Source organism: Paraburkholderia sp. MM5477-R1 (assembly GCF_050436385.1).
Lineage (GTDB): Bacteria > Pseudomonadota > Gammaproteobacteria > Burkholderiales > Burkholderiaceae > Paraburkholderia > Paraburkholderia tuberum.
In genome coordinates this window covers 1,192,441-1,207,120 of record NZ_JBNDMC010000006.1, presented here as the reverse complement: position 1 = coordinate 1,207,120, position 14,680 = coordinate 1,192,441, and the positions used below count along the sequence as shown (strand labels likewise).

Genomic DNA, 14,680 nt, shown 5'->3' with positions numbered 1-14,680 from the left:
ATTCACTGCGCGGCAACTTTCGTCGCCGCGGGCGTCGATCCCGCCGGCGCCGCCGTCACGGTTTTCTGAACCGGCTTGTCGAGCAACGGCTGCAACGCCGGCGCCATCGACTTGAGCAACTGCACCGCCAGCGCACTCGTGAAGTCGTAACGCGCGGCATACGGCTCGTGCACCCACGCGGTCAAGGTGCCGTAGAAGCGGTCGCCGAGCGCGAACACGAAGGTCGCGCTGCGATTCACCTTGCGCGACTCGATCAACCGCGCGCCCTTCGCGTACACGTTCAAGCGCTGATCGCCGGTGCCGGTCTTGCCATAGACTTCGAGCGTTTCGCCGTTCGGGAACGTCATGCCTTGCGCGAGACGCCTCGCGGTGCCACCCGTCACGACGTCGCGCAACAGCATCCGCACCTCCCCGGCAATCTCCGGCGACACCTGCTGCTGCGGCGCGACCACCGCGCGCCTGAAATGCGTTTCGTACGGCGTATCTTTCGCGAAGTCGATTTGCGTCAGCGTTTCGGTCGGCACCTTGTTGCCGCCGTTCGTGATCACGCCGATCAGTTGCGCGAGCGCCGCCGGACGATCGCCCGACGCGCCGATCGCCGCCGCATACGACGGCGTCAGCGACGCGAACGGATAGCCGAGCGCCTGCCAAGATTTGCCGATCGCGTCGTAGGCGCGCAACTCGACCATGCGCTTGATGCGGTGATCCTGGGTCACGTGATAGCGCGTCTTGAAGAGCCACGAGTAAGTCGACAGGCGGACGTCCTGGCTCGCGGCTTCGATCTGCGCAAGCGTCGCATCCGGATGCGAGCGCAGGTAGTTCAGCGTCCATAGTTCGAGCGGATGCACACTCGAAATATAGCCGCGGTCGTTCAGGTTGAAGCGGTTGATGCCGTACTTGTCGTACAGATTCGCGAGATCTTCGTCGTCGAGCATCGAAGCCGCCGGCGTGTTCTTCAACGCCGCGTACATCAACTTGTTGAACCACGCGTTCGATTGATCCGGCGCGACGCTGCGCAACGCGGTCGCCACTTTCGGGGGCGACTTGCGCACCCCGAGCAGCAATAGCGTGATCTGCTGATCAGGCGTCTTGCCGTGGTACTTCGTGTAGAAACGCTTCATGTACACGCGGCTTTCCTGATCGGCGAAACGCGTCAGGTACATCTTGCGGGTCGCCGGATCGCCGAGCCATTGCGACGACGGCCCGGTGGTCTGCACCATTTCATAGTGCACGATATCGCGCATCAGCCGCACGAACACGAGGTTCACCGAATGCTGGAACGCGCGATGCACGGTCAGGATGCGGCTGTTGTCGTCGGACTCGAAGTTCGTGAAGGTCTGCGCGCCGCCGCCCGTAAAGAACGTTTCGCCCGGGCTCGCCGAGTATTTACGCTCGACGGCGGCGTCGAGCATAGGCTGCAGCGAATGGTCGCGCGCGTGCAGCAGATAGTCGATCGCCCAGCGCGTCAGCCGATCGTTCGGATCGGGCGTGATCGCCTTCAGTTGGGCATTGCTCAGCGATGCGTACCGTGTGTGCAAATCGGTGACGATCTGCAGATACGTGATGACGGTGCGCAGTTTCGCGGTCGAGCCGAGGTTCAGGCGCGCGCCGGAATTGATGTCGAACGGCTGGTTCACGCTATCGGTCTGCACGCGCACGAGGTTCGCGTCGCCGTGCCGCTCGAACAGCGTGAAGCTGTAGGCGATATGCGACGGATCGTCGGTCCCGCGCAACATTTCGTAGCCGACGAGACCCGCGGCCTTCGCGCCGTCTTTCGTCGCGGCGGCGGCGAGGCGCTCGGCAACGGCCTGTTGCACGTCATTGTTCAGCGTGCCTGTCGCCTGCACGTCGAGGCGGTCCAGTTCATAGAAACTACGCACGCCGAGCGCGGCGAGCAGATGCGAGCGCATCGACGTGACGGCCTTGCGCGACACGAACGAACCGAGATCCGGTGTGCTGCGCGGCGCGCGATGCAGTTCGACGTGCGCCGCCAGCGCCGCGTCGCGCAACTGCTCGGTGATCACGCCGCCACTCGCGAGCAGCCGCATGTAGCTGTCGGTCAGCCGTTCGAGCTCGGGATAGCCGCGCTGCAGAAAAAACGACGGCGCGCGCTGCGCGATCATCAGCGACAGCACTTCGCGAAACGCCAGACCCTGGTCGGGCAGATTTGCTTCGGTCGACGGCGCCTTCAGCAGCCGGTTGGTCTCGCGGAAATCGCGCCCATACCAGGCGGCGAGCCCATCGCCGATACCGTTGATTTCGCCGACGCCGGGCTGCGCGGCAAGCGGCACCGAGTTCAGATAATGGACCACGATCTGTTCGCGCGCGGGCAGCGTTTGCGGTCCGTTCAGATAAGCGCGCACCGACGCCGACGCGATTTGCCGCAGCTTTTCCGGGGGCGTCGCGGTGCGGCCGCCCGCCGAGTGACGGAATTTCTCGATCTGCGTCGCGAGCGTGCTGCCGCCGGGCGCCTGCTGATGACGATTGAACACGCGCGCGCCCTGGTCGACGAGCGCGCGGCTGAAGCGCCCCCAGTCGATCGCCGGATTGCGGTTCGGCTGATCCGGATCGAGCAGATAGCGGTCTTCGATGAACAGCAACGAGTTCACCACGAGCGGCGGAATCGCGCCGAAGCTGTCGTACACGCGACCGGGAAACTGAGCGCTGTATAGCGGCACGCCGGTGCCGTCGAACAATTGCAGGCCGGCCGTGTCTTTTTCGTCGTAAGGCAGGAACAGGCCGTCATCGGCTAGCGAAAGCATGCGTTCTGAATCGCGCGCCTGCGAGCTGATTTCGAAGCCATGTTGCAACAGACGCTGCTGGATAGCCGGCAACAGCGCGTAGCCGAGGCGCGCGTCGTACGGGCCCTTGTCGGCTTGCGGAAAGCGGATGGAATGACTAGGACCGTCGTTGACCGAAAAAGCGACGTCGCGGGTCAGCTCGGAAAGGTACCGCGCCTGCAGTCGCGAGGTCTCGATTTCGATCTGCACGAGCCGCGCAATCAGCGCCACCGCGAGCAGCAAAAACGCGGCAAGCCCCCATTTGAGCCCACGCCAGCTCCGCACGGGCACGGTGCTGGTCACGCGAAGCGGAAACCGAAGCGGTGGCCGATTCATGGCTGCTCTCCCCGAGCGATGGCCAGGGGGTCGAGCCTGGCTCAGTTCATTCAAAGCAGTGTAGCTCGGAACGAGAAACCCTCATCGGTTCGGATTGATGCGACAGTGTCGCGGCTACAACACCTGCTGGCGTCGGATGACAGAACGCGAACCGGCATGAGATATTGAAGCTCTTTTCACACGAATAACAAACCGCCTTTTCGGGCGGTTTTGCCGTTTCTGGCGGGCCTTGCCGAAAGAAAGTCGCTTTTTGGCTGGCATTCTTACCGGCAACCGGGCGGACAGCGGAGCAACCTGTTTGCGCAGCGCCTAAATTCGCGCTTTCGTCTGTGCACGCAACAGCGCGATAAACCGTTCCGCCGGCGGCGACAGCACGCCGCCCTTGCGCGTGACGATGCCGAACGTCTGCGATGGCGATTTGAGCCTGACCGGCACGACGCGCAGCATCTTGTGCCGCACGAACGGCCCAGCAATTGCGCTCGGCAGCAGCGAAACGAGTTCGGCGCTGCTTTGCAGCAGTGCAACTGTCACGAATGTGGAAGCCGTCGAAATCGGATTGTCGGGCATGTCGAGGCCGGCGAGATCCATCTCGCGTTCGAGCAGCGCATGCAGCGGCATGTGTGACGGATACATGACCCAGCGATGCCCGGCGAGATCGCGCAACATCATCTCGCGGCGCGGCAACGGCACATGCTGATAACCGACCACCACCGCCAACGGCTCGTCGCCGAGCGGCCGATACTGATACTTCGACGGATCGGCCGCGACCGCCGCTCGGCCGACCACCAGATCGAGCCGCCCGTCGTCGAGCTGTGCGAGCATTCGTGCGCTGGTGTCCTCGACCACTTCGATCGACAGAGCCGGTTGCGCCGCATGCAATTGATTCAGCGCGGGCACCACGCAGTCGGGAATCGCGCCCATGATCGCGCCGAGCGCGAGCCGCCCGCCGCGCCCCGAACGAATTTCGGCGACGTCCTGGCAGAGCGCGGTGAGGTCCGACGTCACGACGCGCGCATATCGGATCACGCAATGACCGAGCTGGTTCGGGATCATGCCGCTTTTCGAGCGCTCGAAAAGCGGCGCGTCGAGCATCGATTCGAGCTCCTGCAGCGCCTTGCTCGCCGCCGATTGCGTCATCGACATCACGCCGGCCGCTTTGTGCAGCGATTTGTGATCGTCGAGCGCGATCAGCAGATGCAGCTGCTTCATGCGCAGCTTCGACAGCAGGACGTTGAGCGTGTCTTTCATCGGCGGGGTGAGTCGCAAAAGCGATCACGATATGGAAACAATTCAATATACCCGCGAGGCCCAGCGCCGTATAGTCGCCGAAGGAGACATTCATCCAGTTGCGCCGCCCGTTCGCGGGCTCGAGCGCAATCCTTCCATCCCCGTACGGACCACATCGCCATGAGCCAAGCGTCACACTCTCCCGCCCTGCGCGGCGTCTTCCCCGTCGTGCCGACGATCTTCGACGACGCCGGGCGTCTCGACCTCGAAGGCCAGAAGCGCTGCCTCGATTTCATGATCGACGCCGGCTCGAACGGCCTGTGCATTCTCGCGAACTTCTCCGAGCAGTTCGCGCTGTCCGACGACGAGCGCAACACACTGATGCATCTCGCGCTCGAACACGTCGCGGGCCGCGTGCCGGTGATCGTCACGACCACGCACTTCAGCTCGTACCAGTGCGCGGAGCGCAGCCGCGCAGCGCAGGCCGCGGGCGCCGCGATGGTGATGGTCATGCCGCCGTATCACGGCGCGACGATCCGCATCGGCGAGCGCGGCATCTACGAGTTCTATCGTACGGTGTCCGATGCCATCCAGATTCCGATCATGATCCAGGACGCGGCGGTCAGCGGCACGCCGTTGTCCGCGCCGTTCCTCGCTCGCATGGCGCGCGAGATCGACAACGTGTCGTACTTCAAGATCGAAACGCCGCAGGCCGCGAACAAGCTGCGCGAGCTGATCGAACTGGGCGGCGACGCGATCGTCGGTCCGTGGGACGGCGAGGAAGCGATCACGCTGATGGCCGACCTCGATGCGGGCGCGACCGGCTCGATGACGGGCGGCGGTTATGCCGATGGCATCCGCCTGATCGTCGATGCCTATGCGGCCGGTGATACCGAGGCCGCCGCCGCGCACTATCAGCAGTGGCTGCCGCTGATCAACTACGAGAATCGCCAGGGCGGCCTCGCATCGTGCAAGGCGCTGATGAAAGAAGGCGGCGTGATCGGTTCGGACGCGGTGCGTCACCCGCTGCCGCAGATGCATCCGGCGACGCGCGAAGGGCTGTTGAAGATCGCACGCCGGCTCGATCCGCTGGTGTTGCGCTGGGGTCGATAACGCAGAGCGAAGCGCGGCGGGGCGCCCGTCGACGTGCGGGCTCACGCGGGCTGGACGGGCACACGCGATTGCCGCTAACCTATGGCCCCATGCAAAGTTTCTACGAAGCCACCGTCACCCGCTCCTCCGCCTGCGCGCCGCTCAACGGCCGACGCAGCGCGCACGTCTGCATCGTCGGCGGCGGACTTGCGGGACTCTCCACCGCGCTAGGACTCGCCGAACGCGGCGTCGAAGACGTCGTCGTGCTCGAGGCGCAGCAGGTCGGCTTCGGCGCATCGGGACGCAACGGCGGCTTCGTGTTCGGCGGCTACAGCCTCGATTGCGCCGACCTGCTGAAGACGCTCGGGCCGACTCGCGCGCGCGAACTCTATGCGCTGACCACCGACGCGGTCGAGCTGATGCGCAAGCGAATTGCGCGCTATCGGATCGATTGCGACGCGACCGATGCCGGCGTGATCCTCGCGAACTGGTTCGACGAACCTGCGCGTCTCGAAGCCCAACGGCGTCTGATGCGCGATTCGTTCGGCGTCGACTGGGAACCGATCGCTGCCAACCAACTCGCCGCGCAACTGAAAACGAGCCGCTATCACGGCGGCCTGTTCGAGCGCAACGCGTTCCATTTTCATCCGCTCAAGTACGTTGTCGGCGTCGCCGCGGCGGCCGCGCAAGCGGGCGTGACGATACACGAGCGCTCGCCGGTCGTCAGCTTGCGGCGCGACGGCGCGGGCTTCGTCGTCGAGACGCCGCGAGGTGCGCTCGACGCGCGTCACGTCGTGATGGCAGGCGGCGGCTATGCACGCAACGTGTACGCGCGCGTCGAGCGCGCGGTGCTGCCTATCGCCACCTACGTGATGGCAACGGAGCCGCTCGGCGAACGCTTGCACGACGCAATCGCCACACGCGCCGCGATCTATGACACCCGCTTCGCGTTCGACTACTACCGCCCGTTGCCCGACACGCGCATCCTGTGGGGCGGCCGCATCTCCGTGCGCGACCGCGAGCCCGAGGCGATCGCGCGTCTGTTGCGACAGGACCTGCTGAAGGTCTATCCGCAGCTGTGCGACGTGCGCATCGAGCACGCATGGGGCGGCCTGATGAGCTACGCGCGACACAAGATGCCGCAGATCGGCCAAAGCACGGACGGCGTCTGGTACGCGGTCGGTTTCGGCGGACACGGCATGGCGCCGACCACGGTGTCGGGCGAACTGCTGGCCGCGGCTATCTCCGGTGAACGGCCGGTGCCCGACGCGTTCGCGACCTTCGGCCTCACGCGCACGTACGGCGCGCTCGGCCTCGCGGCCGCGCAGCTCACGTACACCGCGATGCAAACACGCGACGCACTCGCCGCGCGCCGCCGGCCCACGCGCCCGGTCGCGTAAGCGCCACGCAAGCTCCTTCGAGATGCCTTCGTCGATGCCCGGGACCCACGCCAGAGGCCCATTTCGCCATGCTAGAATGCGCCGTCACTGCCGCTCGAAACCACAATGAAAAAGGGAAGCAAGGCCGCCGAGCCTGATACCAACGGCATCGTGTCTGGCACGCCGCACGCCGACGCGCGACGTACCGGCGCTAGGCGTACCGACGCCCCGCGTGTGGACGCCCCACGCAAATACGATCCCGAGCAGACTAAGCGCAACATCCTCGACGTCGCGACCCAGGAGTTCTCCGCGATGGGGCTGACGGGTGCCCGCGTCGACGCGATCGCGGAACGCACGAACACCACCAAGCGCATGCTGTACTACTACTTCGGCAGCAAGGAAGGGTTGTACCAGGCGGTGCTGGAAAAGGTGTATGGAGACATTCGCGCGCTCGAACAGGACCTGCACATCAGCGAACTCGATCCGGTCGAAGGCATGCGCGCGCTGGTCGAATTCACGTTCGACTACCACGACCGCCAGCGCGATTTCGTGCGCCTCGTGACGATCGAAAACATTCACGGCGCGAAGTACGTCGAGCAGGTCAAGACGTTCAAAGGACGCAACGTCACCGTGATTCACACGATCGAGGATCTGCTCGCGCGCGGCATCGCGGCGGGCCAGTTCCGCAGCGACATCGATCCGATCGATCTGCATCTGATGATCAGCTCGCTGTGTTTCCATCGCGTGGGCAACCGGCATACGTTCGGCACCGCGTTTGGGCGCGATCCGTCGCATCCGCGGCTGCGGGCGCGGCATCGGGCGATGATCGTCGATGCGATCTTGCGGTTCGTGAAGAAGGACGATTGACGCCGGTTGCGCGGCGACCGGCTGAAATGGAAACGGGATGTGGTGAAAGCCACATCCCGTTTTTTATCGCTTCGAGAAACGCAGCGCGTTCAGCGGCTTGCTGCCCCGGCAAACCGGTGACGGCAGTCGACGTGGTTGCCGCCGCACCGCGACGACAACCGGGGATTCGAAGGGAACTACGACCGTCACATGAAGCGACGGCTCAGCGGGAAGACTCAATCCACCAGCACGATCCGCTTGATATCGCCGACGACGAAGATATACGACAGCGCGCCGATCAACGCGATGACACCGATAAACACCAGCGCGCCCACGAACGAACCGGTCGCCGCGACGATCAGGCCCACCACGAGCGGCGTCACGATACCCGCCAGGTTCGCGGCGAAGTTGAAGATGCCGCCGGTCACGCCGAGCAAGCCCTCGGGCGCGATATCCGACACCAGCGTCCAGCCGAGCGCGGCCATGCCCTGCGCGAAGAACGCCACCGACAGAATCGCGATCACCACGACGTTGCTCTGGACATAGTTGGCGAGAATGATCGTCGACGCGAGCAGCAGACCCGCGATGATCGGCAGCTTGCGCGCGACGTTCGGCGATTTGCCACGGCGCAGCAGCCAGTCGGAGAACACGCCGCCGAACATCACGCCGATCGAAGCCGCGATGAACGGCATGATCGCGAAGAAGCCGATCTTCAGCCACGCCATATGACGTTCGGTGGCGAGATACGTCGGGAACCACGTGAGGAAGAACACCAGCGTCGAATTGCCCGCGAACTGGCCGAGGCAGATGCCGGTCAACTGGCGATGCTTGAGCAGTTGGCCAATCGTGCCCCATTGGAAGCCGCTCTTCTTCGATGCCGCAGCATCGGCTGCACCCGCGACATCCTTGTTGCGTTGCGTGAGACCGCCGCCCGCCTCGATATAGTCGAGCTCTTCCTGATTCGCCGACGGATGATCGCTCGGCTCGCGATACAGCAGCCACCACACCACGCCGAACGCGATACCGACGCCGCCGACCACGAGGAACAGCGAGCGCCAGCCGAATGCGCCCATCAGCATGAACAGGAACGGGCTGAAAAACGCGAGGCCGATATATTCGCCGACCGTGTAGGTGCCGGTCGCCATCGCGCGCTCGCTTTGCGGAAACCACGTGGCGACCACGCGGCTATTGGTCGGAAAGCATGGCGCCTCCGAAACGCCGAGGCCGAGACGGAAGGCGAACAGCCCGCCGATGCTCCCCACGAGCCCTTGCGCGAGCGTGCAGAGCGACCAGAACGTCATCGACAGGAAGTATGTGAGCTTGCTGCCGAAGCGGTCGAGAAACAGGCCGCCCGGAATCTGCGAGGCCACGTAGCTCCACGAAAACACCGAGAACAGCAGGCCCATCAGCGCGGCGTTGATGCCGAGCTCCTTCGTCAGCTGCGGTGCCGCGATGCCGAGCACGGTGCGGTCGAGATAGTTGATCATCGTGCCGACCGCGAGCAGCGCGAGGATCTTGTAACGGGCTTTCGAACGGCGCGCGGGGCTCGCCGCGTTGTTCTGCGCGGGCGAGCCCGCGGAGCTGGATTGGAACGATTGCGTCATGGCGTGCTTGTCTCCTCGATCAGCTTGGGTGCCGGTCTCTACGCGGCCGGTTAGCGTTGCAACAACGATTGAAAGTGGGTGTAGACGCGCTCGGCGTCCGGCTCGAGGCCCGTGAAAATACGCATGGCGTCGACCGCCTGGTAGACCGCCATGCCGCCGCCACTCAGCGTGCGGCAGCCAAGCGCCTCGGCCGCCTGCAGCAGCGCGGTGCGAATCGGAAAATAGACGATGTCGGCGACCCACAGGTCGCGGTGCAGCAATTCGGCCGGCAGCGGCAGGCCCGGCATTTTAGCCATACCGGTCGGCGTAGCGTGAATCAGGCCTTGCGCGGCGCCGAGCGATTCTTCGAGCGACGTGCCCGCGCTGACCTTGGCTTTCGGGAAACGCGCCTGTAACTCGTCGGCGAGCGACTGCGCGCGGGCGGCATCGACGTCGAACAGCGTCAGCGACTGCGCGCCCATGTTCAGCGCCGCGTGCGCGACCGCCGCGCCGGCGCCGCCGGCGCCAAGCTGCACGACGCGTTCCAGCGACACGTCCGGCAGGCCGCGCTGGAACGCACGCGCGAAGCCGGACCAGTCAGTGTTGTGACCGATGCGCTTGCCGTCCTTGAACAGCACGGTGTTGACCGCGCCGAGCGCGCGGGCGTCGTCGGACAGTTCGTCGAGCAGCGGAATCACCGCCTGCTTGCACGGATACGTGATGTTCAGGCCGTTGTAACCCATCCGTTCGGCCGCCGTCAGCAGCTCCGGCAGCGCGGCGGTGTCGAGCTTCTGCGCATCGAGATCGATGCGTCGATAGACATAGTGCAGTCCGAGCTTGCTGCCCTCTTCCTCGTGCATCGCGGGCGTGAGCGAACCGCTGATGCCCGAGCCGATCAGGCCGACCAGAAAGGAGTGGGGAGTGGCCCGCAAGCTCGCCTGCGCATTGGCCAACGCGGCGATCTGCGCGTCGGTCCGGGAATTTCCCCGAGTGTTCGCTTGAGTGTTCGCTTGAGTGTTCATTTCGCCGCCCTATTCTTAAGAATCGTCGCCATCCGTTCCAGCGCGAGCACATAGCCCTGCGTGCCACAGCCGACGATGATCGCGTCCGCCACCGCCGACACGTACGAGTGATGCCGGAACGCTTCGCGCCGATGCACGTTCGAGATATGCACCTCGATGACGGGCTTTTCGATCGCGCTCAATGCGTCGGCGATCGCGACCGACGTATGGGTGTAAGCGGCCGGATTGATCACGACGCCGTCGACCTTGGTGCGCGCCGCGTGCAGCCAGTCGATCAGCTGATGCTCGGCGTTCGACTGGCAGAAGTCGATCGCGAGGTCGAGGCGCTCGCCCGCGTCGCGGCACAGCGTCGCGACGTCGTCGAGCGTTTGCGCGCCATAGATGGCCGGCTCGCGCGTGCCGAGCAGATTGAGGTTCGGTCCGTTCAGGACCAGTACGGAGGCAAAGCTCATGACAACGACTCCCGCAAAATAAGGCGCGACTCGAACCGCGGCACCCGCGGCGGTTCTTCGACGAATGGCGAAGTGTGCGCGCATCGGCCGTCGTCGTCATTCGGGGTTTCTACGAATTTGTACCATCTAGTTAGTTTGTATAGACTGTCGAAACTCCCGGGTAGTGTGGGGTATTCTGGCCTGCGTCTTGCTTCAGTGCGTAACGAACTAGCTCGTTTTTGCGCATTGCAGCAAGCCCGGCAGGCCGCGCCTCCAGGCGCGCCGCCGCGGTTTTTCTCTGAGTTTCCCCCTCGTTTGTCCGTTTTTGCAGGAGCCGTTCATGCAACGTTCGATTGCCACCGTGTCGATTAGCGGCACTCTCGTCGAGAAGCTGAGCGCGATCCGCGCGGCGGGTTTCGAAGGTGTCGAAATCTTCGAGAACGACCTGCTGTATTTCGACGGCTCGCCCGCCGACGTGCGCCGCATCGCCGACGACCTCGGCCTGAAGATCATGCTGTTCCAGCCGTTTCGCGATTTCGACGGTGTCAGTCCCGAACGGCTCGAGCGTAATCTCGACCGCGCGAAGCGCAAGTTCGACGTAATGCACGAGCTAGGCACGGACCGCATCCTCGTGTGCAGCAACGTGTCGCCGGACACGATCTGCGACGACTCGCTGATGATCGACCAGTTGGGCGCGCTCGCCCGCGCGGCAGAAGCGGCTGGCGTGCTCGCCGGTTACGAAGCGCTCGCCTGGGGCAGGCACGTAAAGACCTATCGCCACGCGTGGAAGCTTGTCGACGCCGTGAATCATCCGAATCTCGGGCTCGTGCTCGACAGCTTTCATACGCTGTCGCTGAACGACACGCCCGACGCGATCGCCGACATTCCTGGCGAGCGCATCGCGTTCGTGCAGATCGCGGACGCGCCGAAGCTTGCGATGGACGTGCTCGAATGGAGCCGCCACTACCGCTGCTTCCCCGGCCAGGGCGACTTCGATCTCGCGAACTTCACCGCGCAGGTCGTCAAAGCCGGCTACAAGGGCCCGCTTTCGCTGGAAATCTTCAACGACGGCTTTCGCGCCGCCCCCACCACGATCACGGCCGCCGATGGCCATCGCTCGTTGTTGTTCCTCGAAGAGCAAACTCGCGCGCTGCTCGAAGAGCAACAGCAGCCGCGCAAAACGACAGGCGGCCTGTACCGCTCGCCCGCCGCGCCCGCGCACGTCGGCTATCAGTTCCTCGAATTCGCGGTCGATCACACCACGCGCACGCAGCTAGCCGACTGGCTCGGCAAGCTGCGCTTTCGCCAGGCCGGCCAGCATCGCTCGAAGGACGTAACGCTGTATCAGCACGGCGCGGCCTCGATCGTGCTGAACGCCGAGCCTGATTCGTTCGCGAACGCGTTTTTTCAGCAGCATGGGTTGTCGCTGTGCGCATCGGCGTTTCGTGTCGATGACGCGAGCCACGCATTCGAGCGCGCGGCCGGCTTTGGCTACGCGCCGTTCTCCGGCCAGATCGGGCCGAACGAGCGCGTGCTGCCGGCCGTGCAGGCGCCGGATGGCAGTCTCAACTATTTCGTTGACGAAACGCCCGATCAGCCCACGCTGTTCGAGGCCGATTTCGTGCTGACCGACGTCAACGGCCCGACCGAGGTGGGACCGCTCGAGCGCATCGATCACGTGTGTCTGTCGGTGCCGGCGAGCGCGCTCGATACGTGGGTGCTGTTTCTGCGCACCGCGTTCGGCTTCCTGGCCGAGCCGGGGGTGCTCGTTCCCGATCCGTACGGCCTCGTGCGCAGCCGCGCGCTGCGCAGCCCCGATGGCTCGGTGCGGATCGCGCTGAATGCATCGGTGGATCGCCATACGGCGGTGGCCGAGGCGCTGCACACGTATCACGGCTCCGGACTGAACCACGTCGCGTTCAGTACCGGCGACATCTTCAGCGCTCTCCCCGAGTTCGTCGCCGACGGCGTGCCGATCCTGCGCATTCCGCGCAATTACTACGACGACCTCGCGGCCCGCTACGCGCTGTCCGACACGCTGCTCGAAGCGATGCGCGCGAACAATATCCTGTACGACCGCGACGAACGCGGCGGTGAGTTTTTCCACGCTTATACGGAGCAACTGGACCAGCGCTTCTTCCTCGAGATCGTCGAGCGGCGCGGCGGCTATGACGGCTACGGCGCGGCCAATGCGGCGGTGCGGCTCGCGGCGCAGGCGCAGCGGCGCAAGTAACGGGCGGACACCGGAGGCACGACGGCGGCTTCGTCATTGGAAGTCGCCGCGTCGATACGGATTTCGTCTTTTCAGGCACGCGACCTGCGTCCCCGATCGGGACAGGCTCGCCGTCTCGATATAATGGCGCCTGCTCAGCCGAATCGCCGAATCAACGCCAGGAGAGATATGAAGAAGTTCGCTGCAGTCCTGTCCCTTTCGCTACTGCTCAGCGCTTGTGCGTATTTCCAGAAAGACCCGGATTCCGGCGAACCCGTCACGGACACGACGACACAGCGTTCCGTCGACGACGTGGTCGCCTGTCTGACGCAGATGGCCAATCATCACAACGCCGCGTTCAAGTCGACCGGGATCCCGCAGGGTCAGATGCTCGACTTCGGCGACTCGAACGTCGTCAAGGTACGCAGCGACAACGGCGCGACAACTTACCGTTTCTACGCGGGCAAGCGTCATGTAAGCAACCTGTGGATCGAATCGGCAAGCAAAACCTGCGCGCCATAAGGCTTTGTGGCGCATAAAGGCGAAGTTGCAGGCGCCGGAATCTGATCCATTGCAACGTTCATGTCACGGTGTTACAGGACAATGGAGTCTTAAGAATCGTTTAAGACTTCGTCCGCAAGATCCCCGGACATGTCCCCGCACGAGGTGCGCTCCATGAATCAGCCCGAAATCAACACCAACGAAACACCGGCGAAACGGCCTACTATCCTGCGCCGTCTGTTGAGCCATCACGAACTCGCGACGCTGCTGCTGCTGCTGCACGCGCCGATCGATGCATCCGCAAAACCCGAAATTCCGCAGCTTTACGAAGCAGGTCTCGTCGAGACCGTTTCGAACGATGCGGGCACGCCGCATATCCGTCTGACGTCCGAGGGTAATGCGGTGTTGCGAGGGCTTGGGGTGAAGTAAGCAGATCGGCTCGCGACCCGGTCATCCGAGGCCGCGTCAGCGCTTTGCGTTGACGCGGCTTTTTTCTATTCAGGCACAGCCATTGAGCGTGGCCTACGTTTTTGGCGATAGATCAGACCGCCGCGCTTCTGCATCAGTTTCGTAGACATGCGAGGCATCTTTAAGAACGCTCCGATTGTCTGGCACCGACGTACACGCAATAGTCATTGCTCCGCCACCTCAGGGAATTCTGGAGCAAAAACCAATGACTGTAAGCTGTACCTTCGAGCTCAATCGGAAAGAAACTTCACGATTCGTCTGTTCAGGCTTTGGCGCGGTCGAGGCCTATTCAGGTCAGAGAGCCGGCAGGGACAATCCCGACAATGTCGCGGATGTGGATGTCGGCCCGATACCTCCCGGCACGTACTACCTGATTGACCGCCAATCCGGCGGACGCATCGGGGGACTAAGGGACTTTATCGGTGAACACTTCGGAAGTAGTGATCGGCACAAATGGTTCACGCTGTGGAATCCTCACGGCGGCGACGTGACGATGATTCAAGGCATCCGGCGGGGTCAATTCCGCCTTCATCCCGAAGGGTCGAGGCATCTAAGCCAAGGTTGCATTACCGTAAAAGATCTGGCTGGCTTTGAGCGGCTGCAGCGCTATATCCGTCGGACTTCGCCAACGCTGCCAATACCAGGAACTAACATGCGAGCTTACGGGCGAGTAGAAGTGCGATGAGAGACGCCCGATTGCTTCGATGGTGCATCAGTGCACTTGGGATATGGGTCGCATTAGGCACTGCACTCGCATGGGGCACGCAACAACTATCGTTCCAGATACCGTTATGGTTCGCTGG

At 63.8% G+C, this 14,680-nt stretch carries 12 protein-coding genes; 7 read left to right on the top strand and 5 right to left on the bottom strand.

Annotated elements, in window-relative coordinates:
• Positions 1-2 precede the first annotated feature (2 nt).
• Positions 3-3,116, bottom strand: a complete 3,114-nt coding sequence (locus tag OKW35_RS23925; RefSeq protein ID WP_429553287.1) for a transglycosylase domain-containing protein — start codon at positions 3,114-3,116, stop codon at positions 3-5.
• Positions 3,117-3,425: 309 nt separating this feature from the next.
• On the bottom strand, positions 3,426-4,364 hold the full coding sequence (locus tag OKW35_RS23920; RefSeq protein ID WP_184064311.1) for a LysR family transcriptional regulator: 939 nt from the start codon (positions 4,362-4,364) through the stop codon (positions 3,426-3,428).
• 159 nt (positions 4,365-4,523) lie between these two features.
• Here OKW35_RS23920 and OKW35_RS23915 point away from each other — a divergent pair, with 159 nt between their 5' ends.
• The 3 genes from OKW35_RS23915 (at position 4,524) to OKW35_RS23905 (ending at position 7,681) form a co-directional block, all read left to right on the top strand.
• Positions 4,524-5,456, top strand: a complete 933-nt coding sequence (locus tag OKW35_RS23915; protein ID WP_184064308.1) for a dihydrodipicolinate synthase family protein — start codon at positions 4,524-4,526, stop codon at positions 5,454-5,456.
• Positions 5,457-5,545: 89 nt separating this feature from the next.
• Positions 5,546-6,835, top strand: a complete 1,290-nt coding sequence (locus OKW35_RS23910) for an NAD(P)/FAD-dependent oxidoreductase (protein WP_429553286.1) — start codon at positions 5,546-5,548, stop codon at positions 6,833-6,835.
• A gap of 105 nt (positions 6,836-6,940) precedes the next feature.
• A complete protein-coding gene (locus OKW35_RS23905) occupies positions 6,941-7,681 on the top strand; it encodes a TetR/AcrR family transcriptional regulator (protein WP_090806910.1) in 741 nt (246 codons plus the stop codon).
• Positions 7,682-7,896: 215 nt separating this feature from the next.
• On the opposite strand, the gene OKW35_RS23900 is transcribed toward OKW35_RS23905, so the two are convergent.
• From OKW35_RS23900 to aroQ, 3 genes are read right to left on the bottom strand one after another with little or no spacing between them, the layout of a single operon-like run.
• Positions 7,897-9,264 (bottom strand): MFS transporter, encoded by a 1,368-nt coding sequence (locus OKW35_RS23900; protein ID WP_429553285.1) that lies wholly within the window; start codon positions 9,262-9,264, stop codon positions 7,897-7,899.
• 50 nt (positions 9,265-9,314) lie between these two features.
• Positions 9,315-10,265 (bottom strand): shikimate dehydrogenase, encoded by a 951-nt coding sequence (locus OKW35_RS23895; RefSeq protein WP_429553284.1) that lies wholly within the window; start codon positions 10,263-10,265, stop codon positions 9,315-9,317.
• Complete coding sequence (gene aroQ / locus OKW35_RS23890; RefSeq protein WP_090806916.1) at positions 10,262-10,717, bottom strand: type II 3-dehydroquinate dehydratase; 456 nt, start codon at positions 10,715-10,717, stop codon at positions 10,262-10,264. Before aroQ ends, OKW35_RS23895 begins: the two co-directional genes overlap by 4 nt.
• 319 nt (positions 10,718-11,036) lie before the next feature.
• On the opposite strand from aroQ, the gene OKW35_RS23885 reads away from it, so the two are divergent.
• The 4 genes from OKW35_RS23885 (at position 11,037) to OKW35_RS23870 (ending at position 14,562) form a co-directional block, all read left to right on the top strand.
• Positions 11,037-12,929 (top strand): bifunctional sugar phosphate isomerase/epimerase/4-hydroxyphenylpyruvate dioxygenase family protein, encoded by a 1,893-nt coding sequence (locus OKW35_RS23885; RefSeq protein WP_090806918.1) that lies wholly within the window; start codon positions 11,037-11,039, stop codon positions 12,927-12,929.
• A 168-nt stretch (positions 12,930-13,097) separates the two neighbouring features.
• Positions 13,098-13,430, top strand: a complete 333-nt coding sequence (locus tag OKW35_RS23880; RefSeq protein WP_090806920.1) for a hypothetical protein — start codon at positions 13,098-13,100, stop codon at positions 13,428-13,430.
• A gap of 153 nt (positions 13,431-13,583) precedes the next feature.
• Positions 13,584-13,838, top strand: a complete 255-nt coding sequence (locus OKW35_RS23875; protein ID WP_090810191.1) for a hypothetical protein — start codon at positions 13,584-13,586, stop codon at positions 13,836-13,838.
• 244 nt (positions 13,839-14,082) lie between these two features.
• Positions 14,083-14,562 (top strand): DUF2778 domain-containing protein, encoded by a 480-nt coding sequence (locus OKW35_RS23870; protein WP_429353266.1) that lies wholly within the window; start codon positions 14,083-14,085, stop codon positions 14,560-14,562.
• Positions 14,563-14,680 lie beyond the last annotated feature (118 nt).

Bases quoted from the DNA above. Each gene is read 5' to 3' on its own strand.
- OKW35_RS23870 (WP_429353266.1), top strand. From the start codon at position 14,083: ATGACTGTAAGCTGTACCTTCGAGCTCAATCGGAAAGAAACTTCACGA.
- OKW35_RS23880 (WP_090806920.1), top strand. From the start codon at position 13,098: ATGAAGAAGTTCGCTGCAGTCCTGTCCCTTTCGCTACTGCTCAGCGCT.
- OKW35_RS23910 (WP_429553286.1), top strand. From the start codon at position 5,546: ATGCAAAGTTTCTACGAAGCCACCGTCACCCGCTCCTCCGCCTGCGCG.
- OKW35_RS23895 (WP_429553284.1), bottom strand. From the start codon at position 10,265: ATGAACACTCAAGCGAACACTCAAGCGAACACTCGGGGAAATTCCCGG.
- OKW35_RS23875 (WP_090810191.1), top strand. From the start codon at position 13,584: ATGAATCAGCCCGAAATCAACACCAACGAAACACCGGCGAAACGGCCT.
- OKW35_RS23920 (WP_184064311.1), bottom strand. From the start codon at position 4,364: ATGAAAGACACGCTCAACGTCCTGCTGTCGAAGCTGCGCATGAAGCAG.
- aroQ (WP_090806916.1), bottom strand. From the start codon at position 10,717: ATGAGCTTTGCCTCCGTACTGGTCCTGAACGGACCGAACCTCAATCTG.
- OKW35_RS23915 (WP_184064308.1), top strand. From the start codon at position 4,524: ATGAGCCAAGCGTCACACTCTCCCGCCCTGCGCGGCGTCTTCCCCGTC.
- OKW35_RS23905 (WP_090806910.1), top strand. From the start codon at position 6,941: ATGAAAAAGGGAAGCAAGGCCGCCGAGCCTGATACCAACGGCATCGTG.
- OKW35_RS23900 (WP_429553285.1), bottom strand. From the start codon at position 9,264: ATGACGCAATCGTTCCAATCCAGCTCCGCGGGCTCGCCCGCGCAGAAC.
- OKW35_RS23885 (WP_090806918.1), top strand. From the start codon at position 11,037: ATGCAACGTTCGATTGCCACCGTGTCGATTAGCGGCACTCTCGTCGAG.
- OKW35_RS23925 (WP_429553287.1), bottom strand. From the start codon at position 3,116: ATGAATCGGCCACCGCTTCGGTTTCCGCTTCGCGTGACCAGCACCGTG.